17 protein-coding genes are annotated in these 15,888 nt (G+C 64.2%); 14 read left to right on the top strand and 3 right to left on the bottom strand.

All coding sequences use genetic code 11. The features are described from left to right. Window positions 1–16 precede the first annotated feature (16 nt). The 4 genes from AC1RGU_RS03640 to AC1RGU_RS03655 all read left to right on the top strand — a co-directional run bounded on the left by AC1RGU_RS03640 (window position 17) and on the right by AC1RGU_RS03655 (window position 6,200). On the top strand, window positions 17–2,209 hold the full coding sequence (locus AC1RGU_RS03640; RefSeq protein ID WP_492694791.1) for a xanthine dehydrogenase family protein molybdopterin-binding subunit: 2,193 nt from the start codon (window positions 17–19) through the stop codon (window positions 2,207–2,209). Continuing rightward, the gene (locus tag AC1RGU_RS03645; RefSeq protein WP_492694793.1) at window positions 2,206–4,656 is read left to right on the top strand and encodes a membrane-bound PQQ-dependent dehydrogenase, glucose/quinate/shikimate family; all 2,451 of its coding nucleotides are present in this window, start codon (window positions 2,206–2,208) and stop codon (window positions 4,654–4,656) included. The genes AC1RGU_RS03640 and AC1RGU_RS03645 overlap by 4 nt, the downstream gene beginning before the upstream one ends. Window positions 4,657–4,667: 11 nt before the next feature. Beyond that, window positions 4,668–5,771, top strand: a complete 1,104-nt coding sequence (locus tag AC1RGU_RS03650) for an MBL fold metallo-hydrolase (RefSeq protein ID WP_492694795.1) — start codon at window positions 4,668–4,670, stop codon at window positions 5,769–5,771. A gap of 105 nt (window positions 5,772–5,876) precedes the next feature. Further along, window positions 5,877–6,200 carry a helix-turn-helix transcriptional regulator gene (locus tag AC1RGU_RS03655; protein ID WP_492694797.1) on the top strand — a complete coding sequence of 108 codons (324 nt, stop codon included), beginning with the start codon at window positions 5,877–5,879 and terminating at the stop codon, window positions 6,198–6,200. A 109-nt stretch (window positions 6,201–6,309) separates the two neighbouring features. On the opposite strand, the gene AC1RGU_RS03660 is transcribed toward AC1RGU_RS03655, so the two are convergent. Continuing rightward, window positions 6,310–6,603 (bottom strand): helix-turn-helix domain-containing protein, encoded by a 294-nt coding sequence (locus AC1RGU_RS03660; protein ID WP_492694799.1) that lies wholly within the window; start codon window positions 6,601–6,603, stop codon window positions 6,310–6,312. Between the two features lie 337 nt (window positions 6,604–6,940). Between AC1RGU_RS03660 and AC1RGU_RS03665 the strand changes: the two genes are divergently transcribed. The 5 genes from AC1RGU_RS03665 (at window position 6,941) to AC1RGU_RS03685 (ending at window position 11,177) form a co-directional block, all read left to right on the top strand. After that, complete coding sequence (locus tag AC1RGU_RS03665; RefSeq protein ID WP_492694801.1) at window positions 6,941–7,354, top strand: hypothetical protein; 414 nt, start codon at window positions 6,941–6,943, stop codon at window positions 7,352–7,354. A gap of 37 nt (window positions 7,355–7,391) precedes the next feature. Then, window positions 7,392–8,600, top strand: coding sequence for a toxin-antitoxin system YwqK family antitoxin (locus tag AC1RGU_RS03670; RefSeq protein ID WP_492694802.1), 1,209 nt, complete (start codon window positions 7,392–7,394; stop codon window positions 8,598–8,600). Between the two features lie 215 nt (window positions 8,601–8,815). Then, window positions 8,816–9,271 (top strand): hypothetical protein, encoded by a 456-nt coding sequence (locus AC1RGU_RS03675; protein ID WP_492694803.1) that lies wholly within the window; start codon window positions 8,816–8,818, stop codon window positions 9,269–9,271. Window positions 9,272–9,324: 53 nt separating this feature from the next. Continuing rightward, a complete protein-coding gene (locus tag AC1RGU_RS03680) occupies window positions 9,325–10,320 on the top strand; it encodes a DUF932 domain-containing protein (RefSeq protein ID WP_492694805.1) in 996 nt (331 codons plus the stop codon). 146 nt (window positions 10,321–10,466) lie between these two features. Continuing rightward, window positions 10,467–11,177 (top strand): YqaJ viral recombinase family nuclease, encoded by a 711-nt coding sequence (locus AC1RGU_RS03685; protein WP_492694807.1) that lies wholly within the window; start codon window positions 10,467–10,469, stop codon window positions 11,175–11,177. A 27-nt stretch (window positions 11,178–11,204) separates the two neighbouring features. Here AC1RGU_RS03685 and AC1RGU_RS03690 read toward each other — a convergent pair whose 3' ends face one another. Further along, window positions 11,205–11,438, bottom strand: coding sequence for a hypothetical protein (locus AC1RGU_RS03690; RefSeq protein WP_062483092.1), 234 nt, complete (start codon window positions 11,436–11,438; stop codon window positions 11,205–11,207). A 252-nt stretch (window positions 11,439–11,690) separates the two neighbouring features. On the opposite strand from AC1RGU_RS03690, the gene AC1RGU_RS03695 reads away from it, so the two are divergent. From AC1RGU_RS03695 to AC1RGU_RS03710, 4 genes are all read left to right on the top strand, one after another. Continuing rightward, the gene (locus tag AC1RGU_RS03695; protein ID WP_492694809.1) at window positions 11,691–12,218 is read left to right on the top strand and encodes a hypothetical protein; all 528 of its coding nucleotides are present in this window, start codon (window positions 11,691–11,693) and stop codon (window positions 12,216–12,218) included. Then, window positions 12,215–12,445 (top strand): hypothetical protein, encoded by a 231-nt coding sequence (locus tag AC1RGU_RS03700; protein WP_492694811.1) that lies wholly within the window; start codon window positions 12,215–12,217, stop codon window positions 12,443–12,445. Before AC1RGU_RS03695 ends, AC1RGU_RS03700 begins: the two co-directional genes overlap by 4 nt. Window positions 12,446–12,591: 146 nt before the next feature. Further along, complete coding sequence (locus AC1RGU_RS03705; RefSeq protein ID WP_492694813.1) at window positions 12,592–13,338, top strand: DUF7227 family protein; 747 nt, start codon at window positions 12,592–12,594, stop codon at window positions 13,336–13,338. Window positions 13,339–13,755: 417 nt separating this feature from the next. Then, the gene (locus tag AC1RGU_RS03710; protein ID WP_492694815.1) at window positions 13,756–14,196 is read left to right on the top strand and encodes a helix-turn-helix domain-containing protein; all 441 of its coding nucleotides are present in this window, start codon (window positions 13,756–13,758) and stop codon (window positions 14,194–14,196) included. Window positions 14,197–14,628: 432 nt separating this feature from the next. On the opposite strand, the gene AC1RGU_RS03715 is transcribed toward AC1RGU_RS03710, so the two are convergent. After that, complete coding sequence (locus tag AC1RGU_RS03715) at window positions 14,629–15,387, bottom strand: AraC family transcriptional regulator (RefSeq protein WP_492694817.1); 759 nt, start codon at window positions 15,385–15,387, stop codon at window positions 14,629–14,631. A 53-nt stretch (window positions 15,388–15,440) separates the two neighbouring features. On the opposite strand from AC1RGU_RS03715, the gene AC1RGU_RS03720 reads away from it, so the two are divergent. Then, window positions 15,441–15,863, top strand: a complete 423-nt coding sequence (locus tag AC1RGU_RS03720; protein ID WP_492694819.1) for a VOC family protein — start codon at window positions 15,441–15,443, stop codon at window positions 15,861–15,863. The last annotated feature ends 25 nt before the right edge of the window (window positions 15,864–15,888 follow it).

The following is a 15,888-nucleotide window of genomic DNA, read 5'->3' on the forward strand; positions in this document are numbered from 1 at the left end:
CGTAAGGAGAATCGTCATGGCACGCTATCTCGGAAAAGAAACGACCCGGGTGGACGGGATCGCCAAAGTCACGGGCAAGGCCAAGTACACGGCTGAGTTCCAGGTTCCGCATGTCGCTTACGGCTTCATAGTGCTGAGCACGGTGGCCAAGGGCCGGATTACCGCGATCAATACCCGCGAAGCTGAACAGGCTGCAGGCGTGGTGCGCGTCTTCACCCATCTCAATGCTGGCCGTCTGGGCAAGGCGCCGGCCGCCGATGCGCCGTCGCAATGGGCCTGGCCGCTGCAGTCGGATCGGGTGTTCTTCAACGGCCAGCCGATCGCGCTGGTGGTCGCCGAAAGCTACGAGCAGGCACGCCATGCGGCGCGCTTGGTGAAGGCTACCTACCAAGCCGAGGCGCATGTGACCGATTTGCACGCGGTAATTGATCGGGCGCAGCCGGATCCGGACACGGCCAAGGGCAAGCCGCGGGGCAACCCGACTGCTGCGCTCGAGGCCGCAGCGGTCAAGATCGAGTCGGAGTACCGCATCCCGATCAACCACCACAATCCCATTGAGCCCCACGCGGCGATTGCCTTCTGGGAAGGCGAACAGCTCACGATCTTCGACAAGACCCAGAACGTCTATGGCGTCCAGAAGCACCTGGCCGAAGGCTTGGGCGTGCCCGCCGAGAAGATCCGGGTGATATCGCCCTTCGTCGGTGGCGCCTTCGGCTCCTCGCTCAAACCGAACTACTACCCGTCGCTCACAGCCATGGCCGCGCGCGAGCTTAAGCGCCCGGTCAAGGTGGTCCTCACGCGCGCGCAGATGTTCACAGGGCACGGTTATCGGCCGCAGACGATCCAGAAGGTCACCCTCGGCGCGGACCCAAGTGGCAAGCTGCAGGCCATCGTCCACGAGGCCTTCCACAACACCTCCTCCTTCGAACCGTTTTCGGACAACACCACCAGCTTTCTCAAACAGGTCTATGCATGCCCCAACCTGCATGCGCCGCTCAAGGTCGCTGCCACCGACCTCGCGACGCCGACCTGGATGCGCGCCCCGGGGGCGGTCAGCGGCATGTTCGCGCTGGAGAGTGCGATGGACGAGCTGGCCTACGCCCTGAAGATCGACCCGCTGCAGCTTCGCCTGATCAACTATGCCGAGGTCGACCCGGAAAGCGGCAAGCCGTTCTCCAGCAAGGCCCTGCGCGAGTGCTACCGCTTGGGCGCGGAGAAGTTCGGCTGGAAGAGCCGCAACCCCGAGCCGCGCTCGATGCGCGATGGCAAGCTGCTGGTCGGCTGGGGCATGGCGTCGAGCGTGTGGGGCGCCATGCAGATGCCCGCGAGCGCGCGCGTCATCTACCGCGCCGACGGCACCGCCAGCGTGACCAGCGCGACCAGCGACATCGGCCCGGGCACGTACACGGTGATGACCATGATCGCCGCTGAATTCCTCGGGCTTCGGCTGGACCAGGTGAAGTTCGAGCTGGGTGACACGCGACAACCCCAGGCGCCGGCCCAGGGTGGCTCGTGGACGACCTCCAGCGTCGGCTCCGCGGTGCGCGGCGCAGCGCTGACCATTACCGCGAAGTTGCTGGACCTGGCGAACCGGGAGGCCGCTTCGCCCCTGCGCGGCATCGCAGCCACCGACGTGGAGATGCTCGACGGCCGTTTGCGCGCCAAGGGCGATCCGTCACGCTCCGTCGATATCGCCGAGGTCATGCGGCGCACGGGCACCAGCGAGATCAACGAGGTTCACAACTCCACGCCGTCACCCGAACGCGCGAAATATGCCTCGCTGGCCCATGGCGCCCAGTTCGTCGAGGTGAAGGTCGATCCCGACCTGGGCACGATCCGGGTGACCCGCGTGATTGAGATCACCGCCTGCGGAAAGATCCTCAACCCGCTGGCCTCGCACAGCCAGGAGATCGGTGGCGTGGTCTGGGGCATCGGCATGGCGCTGGAAGAGGCAACCGAAGTGGACTACCGCACCGGCCGCATCGTGAACGCGAGCCTACAGCACTACCACGTGCCGGTGAACGCCGACATCCACGCCATCGAGACCATCTTCGTCGAGGAAGACGACACCATCGTCAACCCGCTGGGCGTCAAAGGCATGGGCGAGTTGGGCATGGTCGGCATCCCGGCGGCCATCGCCAACGCCGTGTACCACGCCACCGGCAAGCGCATTCGTGACCTGCCCATCACTCCGGAAAAACTGCTATGAATCCACCCAGCACGGCAACAAGGTCCACGGGGCGCCTCAGCCCCGGAAGCCCGACTCCGGACGTGCCGAGGTCCTGGTCCCGGCGGGTCGCCGCGCTCATTCTGTTTGCATTCGGTATGGTGCTCGCTGCGGGTGGCGCGGTCCTGGCTGCCAATGGTGGCTCGCTCTACTACGTGATCACCGGTTTGGCCTATATCCTCAGCAGCGTCTTGCTCTGGCGAGGTGATGCGCGCGGGGTATGGTTCTACGGTGCGATGCTCGTCTGGACCGTGGCTTGGAGCCTCTGGGAAGTCGGCTTCTCGGGCTGGCAACTCGCCCCCCGTCTGATCGCCCCCTTCGTCCTCGCCGCCTTGTTGCTGATGCCGTCTATCAGGCGGTTGCCGTCGCCGTGGCGGGTACGTGGCGGGGTCACCTTCGCTGGCGGCCTGGTCGCCGCAGTGGTGGTGGGCAGCGTTGCTCATAGCTTGGGCGCGGACACTGCGGTGCCCTCGCTGCGGCGCGGCGTCCAGGCGCAGGCGCCGGGACCACTGCCGCAACCGTTGGCGACGATCGAGCGCGACGACTGGCAGGCCTACGGCAACGACCGGGGCGGCACGCGCTTCAGTCCGCTGGACCAGATCAACACTTCGAACGTCTCCGGCCTGACCAAGGTCTGGCAAGCCGAGATGACAGCAACAGTGCCCGGCGAAATGAATGCGCTGCAGACGACACCCATCATGGTGGGCGGTACTTTGTACGCCTGCGACGGCAACAACGGCGTGCACGCCTTCGACGCCGAAAACGGGAAGGTGCGCTGGCGGCGCAACGTCTCTGGCGGCCAGGAACCGTCCGGCAAGCCCTGCCGCGGTGTGGCCTACTACAAGGTGCCGGATGCCCCGGCGGGGAGCATGTGCGCCGAGCGCATCTTCGCGCCCAGCCACAACCCGACCCTGGCGGCCATCGATGCACGCACGGGTGAACTCTGCCCTGGCTTCGGCAACAAGGGTCTGGTGGATCTCCAACAGGGCATCGAACCCTATCCGCATGGCCTGTTCTACGTCAGCTCGGCCCCGCAGGTGATCCGCGGCAAGGTCGTGGTCGGCGGCGGTATCCCGGATGGCCAGTACTGGGGCGGCCCCTCGGGTGTCATCCGGGCATTCGACGCCGTCACGGGCGAACTGGCCTGGGCGTTCGACGCCGGTGTCCCTGATCGAATCGGTGCGCCACCGGAAGGGCGGGTCTATACGCCATCGCTGCCCAACAGTTGGGCGCCAATCAGTGCCGATGAGCAACTCGGCCTTGTTTACATGCCGATGGGCGGGGCGACGCCCGATGCGTTCGGCGGCATGCGCCGCCCATTCGATGACGACATTGGCAGCGCCGTAATCGCACTTGACGCCGAGACAGGCCGGATGCGCTGGCGCTTTCAGACCACCCACCACGACATCTGGGACTATGACGTCGCGTCGCAGCCGACCTTGGCCAACCTGCCCACGCCGCAGGGCGTTCGCCCGGCGCTGATCCAGCCGACCAAGCGCGGCGAAATCTTCGTGCTCGACCGTGAGACCGGCGAGCCGATCAAGACGGTGCGGGAGTTGCCCGCGCCGCAAGGCGGCATCGCCGAAGGCGAGCGCCTGTCCCCAACCCAGCCTGAATCCAGCGACCTGCCTGCGTTCCGCGAACCCGACTTGCGCGAGAAGGACATGTGGGGCATGACACCGCTGGACCAATTGTTCTGCCGCATCGAGTTCAAGCGTTCGCGCTACGAGGGCATGTTCACCCCGGTCACGCTCAACAAGACCATCGTGATCGCTCCTGGCTCCATGGGCGGCGTCAACTGGAACGGCATCTCTCTCGACGCAGACCGCGGCATCATGATCGTCAACTGGACTCAGGTGCCCGACCGGCTCGAACTGATCACGCGCGAGGAGTCCACGCGCCGCAACTTCCAGATCGCGCCGGGCCTGGATGCGGGCGGGCAGACCGACCAGCCGATGCTGAACACGCCCTATGGCGCTTACCGCACCCAGTTCCTCTCGCCGCTGGGTTCACCCTGCACTGCGCCGCCATGGGGGCTGATCGCCGGCGTTGATCTGGTGAGCGGCAAACTGCTTTGGTCCAAGCCGTTCGGCACCGGGCGCGACATCGGCCCGCTGAAGCTGGGTGTGAAGACGATGCTCCCCATCACCATCGGCACGCCCACCGCTGGCGGTGCGGTAACGACGCGCGGCGGGCTGGTGTTCATCGGCGGCGCCGCCGAGCACACCTTCCGCGCGTTGGATGCCGCCACCGGCCGGGAACTGTGGAGCAGCCGTCTGGCCACCAGCGCCAATGCGACGCCAATGACCTACCGAAGCTCGGTCAGCGGTCGGCAGTTCGTGGTGGTCGCCGAAGGCGGTCGACCTGCCTACGGCACCAAGCCTGGAACGAAGCTGGTGGCCTTCGCGCTGCCTGCGGCCCAGCAGTGAGGGCTCCGCCGATGCGTATCGCCGCGATAGCTTTGGTCACGCTGACGGCACTCGGCCTGAGTGCCTGTGCGTATCTACACAAGCCATTGGGACAACTGCCCCAAGGTGAGCGGCTCAGCGCCGTGCAGGCCTCGCCGCAGTACCGCGATGGTGCCTTCCGCAACGAAGTACCGTCCCCACCGCGCCCCAATGGTTTGGCCTTCGCATGGAGGGTGATACAAGGCCAATTTGCGGCCAAGGAGCGGCCCAGGCCCCCAGCACCCCTGCCAGCTATCAAAACTGACCTGGCAGCCCTGCCGCTCGATCAGGACATCGTGGTCTGGCTCGGGCACTCGTCGTACTTCGTGCAAGTGGGTGGCAGGCGCCTCCTGGTTGATCCGGTGTTCAGCAGCTACGCAGCGCCGCTGCCTTGGATGGTGAAGGCGTTTGATGGCACGAGCATCTACAGCGTCGAAGACATTCCGGAGGTCGATGCCGTGCTGATCTCGCACGACCACTACGACCACCTCGACTACGCCAGCATGAAGGGTCTGCTGTCTAAGACCCGTGTGGTCATCGCCGGGGTGGGCAACGGCGCGCATCTAGCGCATTGGGGCTATCCGCCAGAGAAGATCCGCGAGATGAATTGGCATCAGACGGTGGAGCTTGCGCCCGATCTGAAGATCCACGTGCTGCCGGCACAGCATTACTCGGGCCGCTTCATGGATCGCAATCAGGCATTGTGGGCCAGCTTTGCGGTCGAGACGCCACAGCGGCGCCTGTACTTCAGCGGTGACACCGGCTTCGGTCCGCATTTCGAGAGCATTGCCAAGCGCTTCGAGAGCTTCGACCTGGTGGCGCTGGACGCAGGTCAGTACAACGAGCGCTGGGCCGATATTCACATGAATCCGGAAGAGGCGTCGCGCGCTGCCGAAATCCTGCGTGCACGCGCCTTGCTGACGGCTCATGCCGGCCGATTCACCCTGGCCCGCCATGCCTGGGACGAGCCTTTCCAGCGCGCTGCCGCTGCGAGTGTGGGCAAGTCCTATCGACTCCTGACGCCGCGCATCGGGGAAGCGATCCACCTGAGCGACGCTGGCCAGCAATTCCAGACATGGTGGTCTGGCATCGAATAGGCGCTTCAGTTTTCAAGACGGGAGCAACCGACGCAGCTACTCGGAATCGATAGGCGGCACCAAGCCCCCCAACTGCGCCCAGGCGCCGGCTCAAAGGAGCAGGCGATGCCCCTCGTTGACGATCAGCGAGCCGGCATCACTTCGGTCTGCCACATTGTCGATGGGTGCACCCCGGCCGAGCTTCAGCTCGTGACGGGGCTGATGAACGGCGGCTCGCTCAAGGCCGTGGCGGGTCGGCAGGGAACGTCCTACGAGACGGTGCGCACGCACCTGCGAAGGGTTTTTGAGAAGGCGCGAACGACCGCCAGGCGGCGCTGGTCCGCTTCGTGCACAGCCTCCGATAGGGTTCATCAGCAACTGCACGTTGATTTGCGCTGGTGTCAGCATCGAACGCTAACACTCGGCCAGTGCATGGCGACGACACCATAGCCGTTCCACCAGCTCGGGACTTCACGGCACACCGTGCCCTCGGACTAAGAGTCTGTGGCTGGGGTCATTTGGTGCGCGACGTAGGTCGCCCCGTCTTCCAACAGCTGCCTCAGCTACTAGAACTAGCTAAAGCGCTCTCTGTAGCCGCCAACAATTCGGCGCTGCTCACGCCCAGCGCCCTCGCAATTTTGAGTATCAACCACAGAGAGGGTTGATTGGTTCCGCGCTCAATGCTGCTGAAGTGGGTGCGTTCGATGTCGGCCATATGCGCCAAAGCCTCTTGGGACAGGCCGACTTGTTTGCGGAACCCGCGGACAACTATTCCAAAGGCCTTCGCACTTTCCTCATTGAAGGACACCCTGCCTCGAGGCCGGCCGCCGCGAGAGAGCATTGGTGTTGACATGCTCCAAGCGTTTCAAAGTGTATGCCTATAATCCACGGGTTAATAACCACATTTTGAGGTTTGGCTTCTCTCATGCGCCACGGATCGAGTGACCTAAATGGGTTTCTGGGGCCTGTTGGTCAGCAGGAGCCTGACGGCTGATCGCCGACAGTGGTCCGAAGAGGTGGCGTTGACGTGCGGATCCGCGATTCGCGATTCAAAAAAACTTGAGCCACATATGACTTATGTGACCAGGGAGGCGGCTGCGTCTTCTGTTCGGTCGTCATAGCACATGCGTTGGCTAACTATCAGCGCAGGCGGCCTTGGCCCTTCGAGAACAACCCTAGGAGAGATCAGCATGACCAACTTCGTCCACTGCCGCGGCTGCGGCCACCAGATCCACGAAACCGCCCCGACGTGCCCCAAATGCGGCGCGCCTCAAGCTGTCGCAGAGCAGCTCGCATCCACCACTCATGCGCCATTGGCTGGAGCTCCTGGCCCCTACGGCGCCATCCCCTGGTTCCGCCAGCGCTGGGCCTTGGTCTGCATGTTCCTGGTCTTCGCTCCGGCAGCCGTGGTCGTCGCCTGGAGCGGCGAGATCTACTACGTGGCGGGCACAGCCATCAAGACCTTCCCGAAGAGCGCCAAGATCATCATGACGGTGATCACCGCAGTGCTGCTGATCGCCCTGGCGGGCGATGACGAGGCCTTCCAAGGCTTCGCCGGCATGACCCTCATCGGCGGCGCTATCGGCTTGTCGATCCGCAAATGAGCCAAGCGGTCGACCACTTCCTTCCTCTCCGTACACCATGAAAACCATCATCAAGGCGCTTCTCGCGCTATGCATGGCTGCGGCCGTTGCATTCCTGCTGGCAGCCTGCGGCCCCTCGACCATGGAGTTCCGCAACGCGGAGATCGTCCAAGGCAAGTTCTACCGCCAAGGCGCCGACAAGCCTTTCAGCGGCAAGATTGACAACGTGCCTAGCCACACGATCCTCATCCGCAAGGAGTTCGACGTCGTCAGCGCGCTTCCCACAAATGTGCTGGACAAGGCGGCGCCGGGCATTCAGCACAACGCCATGGGCCAAGTCTGCGAAGTCCGGGTCGACGAAGGTGTCCTGGATGGCGCCACGACCTGCACCACGGGCGCAGGGAAATTCAAGGCCTACGAAATGACGTTCGATCAAGGCGTGCTCACGGGCGAGTTCAAGTTCTACTTCCCAGGGACGAACAAGCCCAAGGCAGTGGTCCGCACCGACCACGGTGTACTTGATGGTCGCTCTGTCGTCTACGGTCCTGAAAGCGGGCGGGAGGTGCTCAATGTGACCTTCAAGCAAGGCAAGCTTGCCCAGAGCGAAGAAATCTTCGATGACCAGTCTGGCAAGCTCGTGCGCCGCACCCCGGTCGAAGACGGGGCCATCACGGGCGAGATCGTCGAGTACGTCAAGCATGGCTCCCAACTGTTCTACCGATCGCATGTGCAGATGGGGGTAAAGCACGGGCTCGAAGAGCAGTATGTCCATGAGAGCGGAATCCTCGAATATCGCCAGAACTGGGTGATGGGCCAGCTGGACGGCGAGGTGCTGCGTTCAAAGCGCGATCCCAAGACCGAACGGACGGTGAACGAGCAGTACGTCGCTCAGCGCTACGCAAACGGCAAGGTGATCTACGCGGCAGATCCCAGCGATGGATATCTCCCCGATCTGGAGAGGATTGCTGAAGACGCGCGCCGGGAGAAGGTCCGGGCTTGCGTCAAGGAGCGCCGCGACAAACTGGCTCAGGAGGGGCGAGATTTCCTCAACGATTCAGCGATCGATCAACTCAACGCCGAGTGTTACCACGCGGTGGTAGCCGCCACCTCGAGTACATCAGTCGCGGCACCCACGCCAGCCAAACTCCAGGGCTGCGTGGATGCCCGCATCGTCGCCTTTCGGATTCAGCACGGGAACGACGAGGTGATCACCGCCGACCAGCTCTCCGAATGGGAGACCGAATGCCGTGAAGGCAAACGCTCCTGACGCCACAAGAGGAGCTCTCTCGCTCCAAGAGAGCCATCTCTACGCTCACCACAAGCCGCCCTCGGGCGGCTTTTTCGTTTCCGTCTTCCGAAGCGCCCGGCGCGGCCACCGCCCGCGTCGGGCTCTATGCCGCCGCATCGCCACAGCTCCCTTGATTTGTCCCTTGCTTCCTTTCCATCCCAACCCCTCAACCTCAACAAAAGGACCCATTCACCTTGTCTTATCTTCAATGCCCCAACTGCGGCTCTGACCGTATCGAGACCCGCGACATCGCCCAGCGAACCGGCGGCACGCTCGGTGGCCTGGCCGGTGCCGCCGGCGGCGTCGCCGGTGCGCTTCGCGGCGCGCGTGCCGGCTTCGCGATCGGCATGGCTGCCGGCCCGGCCGGCGGAACGCTCGGCACTGTCATCGGTGTCGTGCTTGGAGGTCTGGGCGGTGGTGCCCTCGGCACCGAGGTCGGCGCCATCTTCGGCCGCGTCGTCGACGACCGGGTCCTGAACAACTGCAGGTGCGCCACCTGCGGTCACACATTCAGCGGTCGACGGGGCGCGTCTGAGGGGCCGTGGTCATCTCCGGACTCGGCGCCAGCGTCGTCATCGTTCCGGCCAGCGGGGCCGTCCCCAACTAGCGCCCCGTACTACGACGACCCCGAAGACCCGGACCTGGACTGACGTAGCACTCGCGGCCCCGGTTCTTCTTTTCTCCATTTCCTTCCCCATCCCGAATGGCACATCTCATCGAACAAATGGCCTTTGTAGGCGACACCCCCTGGCATCGCCTGGGTCACCGTCTTCCGCCCAAGCAACCCCTCGAAGTCTGGGCCCAACAAGCCGGCATGGACTGGACCATCCAGGAGACCCCTGTGCGCTACATGGCCGAAGGCCCAGCCGACGTCGAGCCCCTTCAGATCCTGGAATCCTTCGCCGAGCAGAAGGTGCTCTACCGCAGCGACACCCGGACCGCACTGTCGGTCGTCAGCAGCCGCTACCAGGTCGTGCAGCCACGCGAAGTTCTGGAGTTCTATCGGGACCTCACCGAGATCGGCGGCTACGAGATGGAGACGGCTGGCGTCCTCAAGGGCGGACGCAAGGTCTGGGCGCTGGCGCGCACTGGCAAGCAGGCCGTGCTCAAGGGCAGCGACACCGTCAACGGCTATCTGCTGCTGGCGACCTCCTGCGATGGAACGCTGGCCACCAGCGTCACACCGACGACCGTGCGAGTCGTGTGCAACAACACCCTGGCCATCGCGCTGGGCAGCACCAGCAACGTCATCCGCGTGCCCCACAGCACCAGCTTCGATGCTGATGTCGTCAAGCGCCAACTCGGCATCGCCATCGGGCAGTGGGACGACTTCATGTACCGCATGAAAGTCCTGGCCGAACGCAAGGTCAAGAGCGCGGAAGTCGAGACCTACATCCAGCAGGTGCTCTATGGGCCAGGCAAATCTGACGAAATCTCAACGCCCGACGCCGGCACTCAACCCATGCCGCGCGCCTGGGCGGCCCGCAAGGTCCTGGAGCTGTACGAGGGCAAGGGCCGCGGCGCCGAGCTCGCTGCGGCGCGGGGCACGACCTGGGGCCTGCTCAGCGCGATGACCGAGTTCGTCGACCACGAGCGCCGGGCTCGCAACCGCGAGTACCGCCTGGACAGCGCTTGGTTCGGTCAAGGCGCTGCACTGAAGCAGCGAGCGCTGGCGCATGCGCTGCAGCTCGCGGCTTGATGGAGTCGGATCTGCAACCTCCCAGACTCCTGCATCCGAACTTTCCACATCCGGTCCCTCCGCCAAAGCCCCGCCTCTCCACTGAGAGAGCGGGGCTTTTTGCTGGATGGGGGTCGATTTCAACCCTTTCATGGAGAGAACTCATGATGGATCCAAACACCGAGACCACGCGACGCACTCTGACAGCGCGTGTCCGGCCCCGCGGCCCTGCGTTGCAACTGGTTCAGAGCGCCCATCCGCAGGCGCCGACGCCCGAGCGCTGGCCGAACATGCGCGAAGCCGGTCTCGGACACCTCGACGCCGCTGCAGCCGTTGGCCGTGATCCCTTCAAGACGCCAGTCCGGCTCTGGATGGAGAAGACTGAGCGGCATGATCTGTTGCAGCCTGCCCAGCAGCATGATCTGCAGCTCAGCGATAGCGCTTCATACTGGAATCGACTGCTCGATCCCATCGTTGCGGCGCACTACACCTTGCGCACTGGACGCAAGGTGCAGCGCACGAGCACCTTGCTGCGGCACTCTCAGCACCCATGGATGTTCGCCCACCCCGGTCGCGAGGTTGTCGGCGCTGCCGACGTCCAACTCCTGGAGTGCCGATGCGTCGGGATGGATGCTGCAGCCTTGTGGGCTGAAGGCCTTCCCGGCTACGTGCGGATTCAAGTCCTGCATCAACTGGCCGTTGCCGGTGTCCAGGCCATCGACGTCGTCGCCCTGATCTGTGGGCAGGATCTGCGCATCTATCGTGTCGAGCGGGACGAAGTCGAGATATCCCGGCTCATAGAGGCCGAGCGCGAGTTCTGGCACTGCGTGGAGATCGATCAGGCACCACTCGACCAAGGCGAGACGGTCGCACCGTGATCTCTGAGCCCTGAAAGCTCCCGTCGGTCAACCGACCCGCCAGAACCGCCACCACCGACGCTGCGTTGCGGTCCGCAGTTCCAGAGGGCGCAGGTCCAGGGTGTCGTAGTTGGTGAACGGCGAGCCGGCGCGGCGGCGCATTTCTGTCTCGAACTCATGAGCGGTGCCGCGCGCGTAAAGGTCTCCCTGCAGCGCCTTCTTGCGCCACTCGCTCGCCAGTACGCCTAGCTCCTCGTCGGACAGCCTCTCCTTCGTCGTCATGCGCGCAATTGTGCCGTGCCAGGCGCCGGCGGATGAGCGCGCACGCGACAACTTGCCCTGGGACTGGCTGCGGCCATGCCCGGAATTTCTCTTCCCTCCCTACAGCCCGCCTTGCGCGGGCTTTCTTCATCAGTCACATGCCACACAACACCTTTCTCGCGGGGGGCGGCGTGCCCGTCGCGCTCGTCCCCACATTCCACCCGCCTTGCGCATGCGTTGCCACGCTCGGCTCATCCACTCGGAGCAACTGACATGGGGAGCATCGTCTACCGGGCTACCAAGGACCAAGCCGTCCATGACGAGCTGCAGAACGTGGGGGCTTTCGCCGCGGTGCTCGCGCATCGCGCGATCGGCAACCGGCTGTGGTTCCTGGCGCAGACCCGCTCGGGGAAGCATGTCGGACGGATCTGGATCGGTCTGACCCTCATCGACTGCAGGGGCGGCCAGGCGGCCGTCAAGAGCATGGACGAGAGCTGCGGCCCGTGCTATTTCGACTGTCCATTGGCCTTTCTGGATCGCGCAGATCCTCCGACTGGCCCCTACGCAGGACCTTGGCGCGAGAAGGTGCGCGAGTTCCATGCAAACCGAATGGCCAAGCGAGCAGCCATTCGGCAGGGGCTGCGCGTCTCGTACGACGGGCGTACCTACGAACTGCGCCACAGCCTGGGCCGGCGTGGTTGGGAGGTACTGCGCGAGGACGGGGTGATCTTCCGCATGAAGGCAAGGCAGCTGCAGCAAGCGACGGTGCTGCCTGCGCCAGAGGCGAGGGCGCGCGCATGAACCCATCTCAACCTCAGACCAACGTCGAGTTCGTGGTGGACCTGATGGAGTTCAGCGCCCATGGGGCATTGATCCAGGCCTTCGTACTGCAGGCATTGACGTACTACGCGCAGAAGGTGGCCGCAGCTGAGCCTGAGGCACTGGATACCGGAATGGTCAGCGGCCATGCCTGGCGCGGCTGCGCCCTGGAGATCCAACGAAAGCTCAAGCAGCGCCTCGATAGCTAGGCCCCGCCTTCCTCCCCTCTTTCCTTCTCGGGCTGCGCGAGCCCGAACCATCCCTTCCATCCCGCAGGCCCGGACTTCTTCTCGAGCCCATGCAGTGGGCAGGCGAGGGCGGTGCGCTGCGGCATTGATTCTCAAAGGAGAACACCTTGGTCACCACGATCTCACGAGGTGGTCTGGCGCTGCGCGCTGCGTCGACTGCACCCGCCGAACCATTCACTTATCACTTCACCCGCATCAGCCGCAATGCGAAGACCGGGCCCATGGCGGTCACGACGACGAGCGCGAACACATGTCCTCCGAACTGTGGCCTGCGGCGCAACGGCTGCTATGCCGAGAGCGGGCCGTTGGCGATTCACTGGAAAGCCGTCTCGGAAGGCTCACGCGGCTCGACTTTCGACGAACTGCTGCAAGAGATCAGCACGCTGCGTCGTCGCGCGCTGTGGCGCCACAATCAGGCTGGGGACCTGACGCCATCGTCGCCCGGCGTGATCGATGCGGGGTTACTGGTCAGGCTCGCGAGGGCGAACAGGGGACGACGCGGGTTCACCTACACCCACTACCCGCCTTCGCCAGCGAACGGCGCAGCCATTCAGCAGGCGAATCAACTCGGCTTCACGGTCAACCTGAGTGCACAGACGCTGGCTCAGGCCGACAGCCATGCCAGCCTGGGGATCGCACCCGTCGTCGTGATTCTGCCGCAGGGCGCCACCAAGCCGGTGCGGACGCCAGCAGGCCGTCGGGTCGTTGTGTGCCCAGCAAGCCTGGGCAACATTGACTGCCTGAATTGCGGCATCTGTCAGCAGCGTGATCGCGCTGTCATCGTGGGCTTTCCTGCTCATGGAGTAGGGGCCAAGCGCGTCGCTGCGATCTTCCTCAGGGAGACGCCCCGGTGAGGCACGTCGATGAGACGAGAGCCTCAAGTGCACAGGCGCGAGAAGCGGAGATATTGTTCGACGAAGAATTCCTCAACCAAGTGGACCGTGCAATGCTTGCACGCAAGAAATCTGATCCCTCCCGCTTGGAAGAGGTGCGGCGGGCCGTGGAGGCTGAGAGTCAGATGGCCAACTTGACGAACGCATACGGGTTTGATCGGCGAAGCGATCGTGGCCGTAAGGAAATCGGTTGAAAGAAAGTCTGGGCACTCCTTCACGAACTCGTTTCGTGAAGGAGTGCCCAGACGGTCAGCTACGACCTCTTTTTTTGACAGTTCTCGTATTGTCTTACAGCGGAAGGTCTCATCGCTCAGAAGGCGTTCGAAGCTGCCATCTTGGACAAGCTTCCAACTAACCAGAAAACGGCACAATGCGCTCATGCCAAATATCGCCTCGATTCTCAAAGCTGAAATTTCCCGCGTAGCTCGCAAAGAAGTGCGCGCCGAGATTGAAACGCTGAAGAAAGCATCGGTCGCACATCGTTCGTCCATTGCTGACCTCCGCCGTCAAGTGAGTGCGCTAGAAAAGGAGCTGCGCCGCGTCGCGAAGGGCGCGGTACGTTCTTCCACGGCTCCGGATTCGGGTGGTGATGCAGGCGAGGTGACGAAGCGCCGCTTCAGTGCTTCCAGGTTGGCGGCACATCGCGCAAAGTTGGGACTATCTGCTGCGAGCTACGGACAGCTGGTTGGTGTGTCCGGACAGACGATCTACCACTGGGAGCAAGGCAAGGCGCGTCCACGGGCCGCGCAACTCGAGAGTCTTGCGGCAGTGCGAGAACTCGGTGCACGCGAGATTGCGGAACGTCTCACCACTCGATAGCACAGAGCTTCTGCAAGCGCGGGGCTACGTTCTGAACATGAACATGGATACTCGCCGGGCGGCGATCCTCCTGTTGGTACTTGCAGTCATAGCAGGATTGCCATGGCTTGTCGGGTATCTAAGACGCGACTTTCCCACGCCGCAACAGGCCTGTATTCAGAAGTGCTCAGAGATCAAGAGAGATGGCTACCTCGTTTACCGAGGGCCCGCGACCCCAAAGGATAAGACGGCCGACCTCGAGTGTGAGTGCCGATGATGAGGTAAGGAGCGCACCAGACGGCACTACTTACAAGATCGGCTCAGTTTCCGGTCGGCGCCAGTACGTTGAGAGGGATCTACGAAGGATCCACTCTCCAAAGTACAACCGCGTCTGGGCCTCTCGGCGCAAGCGCGTGCCCGGTCCCAAGGGGTGGGTGGTGGCCGCGTGCTGAGTCAATCGCGTGGCAGCGTGGAGGGTGGACGTCCCGCGAGGCGACGGCTTTCGCGCGCCAGGTGCGGTTGATCGGCGTAGCCGGCTTCGGCGGCCAGTTGGGCCAACGGTGTCGATGGCTCTGCGCGCGCCAACTGCAGGAAGCGCTGGTAGCGCAGCAGGCGTGCCAGTGTTTGCGGGCCGTAGCCGAAGTGCTGCACGAAACGGCGACGCAGCGTGCGCTCGGGCTGCTGCAAGCGCTCGCAGAGCCAGCGCAGCGGCGAGTCTGCGGGGGCCATACCGGCCTGCAGCAGGCAAAAGGCTTCGGCCATTGCGGCATCGGGCGTGAGGTCCGCGACTGGCCGCGCGGCCACCCTGTGTACGAATTCTGTGGACGAATCGGCGGCGAGACATGCCGCACGCGAACCCCACAGATCGTCCAGTGCAACGCGGCAATCCGTCAGCGCATCCATGTCGATGCCCAGCCATGCGGCCGCCGCACCGGGATGGAAGCGCAGGCCCAGCACCTGCGCGCCGGGCCGTAGCGCTTCGGCGTGCGGTTGCCGGTCGGGGCCGGCCACGCGCACCACGCCATCGATCCACTGCAGGTCGATCGAGCCGTCGGGCACCACCAGCAGCGGCGTGCCGTCGGCATCAGTAGGCAGCACATGCATCCACTGACAGGCAAAGATGCCACGCAAGGGCGGCGGCACCGGGATTTCGGCGTAGTGACCCACCTCCTGGGCGAGCGGTGTGGCCGTTTTGTTCAAGTCGGCGGGCATGACGTGCTGCAAGCTGGAGGCTTCGATTGGACAGCAAACCAGGAGCCCCACACATGAAAGCCCGTATTTCCGTTCTCACCCTCTGCGTCGACGACCTGGAGCGCGCGCTGCGCTTCTATCGCGACGGCCTGGGCCTGGCGACGCCGGGCGTCATCGGCCAAGAATTTGAACACGGCGCGGTTGCCTTCTTCGACCTGCAGCCCGGCCTGAAGCTGGCGCTGTGGCCGCGCGAGAGCCTGGCGCACGACAGCGGCATCGCGCGCCGCGGCAGCGCCTCGCCCGACTTCACTATTGGCCACAACCTGCGCAGCGAAGCCGAGGTGCTGGCCACGATGGCGCAGGCCGAGGCGGCCGGCGCGACCATCGTGAAGCCGGCGAAGAAGACTTTCTGGGGTGGCTTCGCGGGCTACTTCCAGGACCTGGACGGGCACCTGTGGGAGGTGGTCTACAACCAGGCGTTTCTGCCGGAGGACTGACGCGGACATGGCGCCAGCACCTCGT

The sequence above is a fragment of the Variovorax sp. GW823-FHT02B07 genome (genome assembly GCF_058797695.1).

Excerpts from the sequence above, each read along its gene's own strand:
- AC1RGU_RS03640 (WP_492694791.1), top strand. The coding sequence starts at position 17 with ATGGCACGCTATCTCGGAAAAGAAACGACCCGGGTGGACGGGATCGCC.
- AC1RGU_RS03645 (WP_492694793.1), top strand. The coding sequence starts at position 2,206 with ATGAATCCACCCAGCACGGCAACAAGGTCCACGGGGCGCCTCAGCCCC.
- AC1RGU_RS03650 (WP_492694795.1), top strand. The coding sequence starts at position 4,668 with ATGCGTATCGCCGCGATAGCTTTGGTCACGCTGACGGCACTCGGCCTG.
- AC1RGU_RS03655 (WP_492694797.1), top strand. The coding sequence starts at position 5,877 with ATGCCCCTCGTTGACGATCAGCGAGCCGGCATCACTTCGGTCTGCCAC.
- AC1RGU_RS03660 (WP_492694799.1), bottom strand. The coding sequence starts at position 6,603 with ATGTCAACACCAATGCTCTCTCGCGGCGGCCGGCCTCGAGGCAGGGTG.
- AC1RGU_RS03665 (WP_492694801.1), top strand. The coding sequence starts at position 6,941 with ATGACCAACTTCGTCCACTGCCGCGGCTGCGGCCACCAGATCCACGAA.
- AC1RGU_RS03670 (WP_492694802.1), top strand. The coding sequence starts at position 7,392 with ATGAAAACCATCATCAAGGCGCTTCTCGCGCTATGCATGGCTGCGGCC.
- AC1RGU_RS03680 (WP_492694805.1), top strand. The coding sequence starts at position 9,325 with ATGGCACATCTCATCGAACAAATGGCCTTTGTAGGCGACACCCCCTGG.
- AC1RGU_RS03685 (WP_492694807.1), top strand. The coding sequence starts at position 10,467 with ATGGATCCAAACACCGAGACCACGCGACGCACTCTGACAGCGCGTGTC.
- AC1RGU_RS03690 (WP_062483092.1), bottom strand. The coding sequence starts at position 11,438 with ATGACGACGAAGGAGAGGCTGTCCGACGAGGAGCTAGGCGTACTGGCG.
- AC1RGU_RS03695 (WP_492694809.1), top strand. The coding sequence starts at position 11,691 with ATGGGGAGCATCGTCTACCGGGCTACCAAGGACCAAGCCGTCCATGAC.
- AC1RGU_RS03700 (WP_492694811.1), top strand. The coding sequence starts at position 12,215 with ATGAACCCATCTCAACCTCAGACCAACGTCGAGTTCGTGGTGGACCTG.
- AC1RGU_RS03710 (WP_492694815.1), top strand. The coding sequence starts at position 13,756 with ATGCCAAATATCGCCTCGATTCTCAAAGCTGAAATTTCCCGCGTAGCT.
- AC1RGU_RS03715 (WP_492694817.1), bottom strand. The coding sequence starts at position 15,387 with ATGCCCGCCGACTTGAACAAAACGGCCACACCGCTCGCCCAGGAGGTG.
- AC1RGU_RS03720 (WP_492694819.1), top strand. The coding sequence starts at position 15,441 with ATGAAAGCCCGTATTTCCGTTCTCACCCTCTGCGTCGACGACCTGGAG.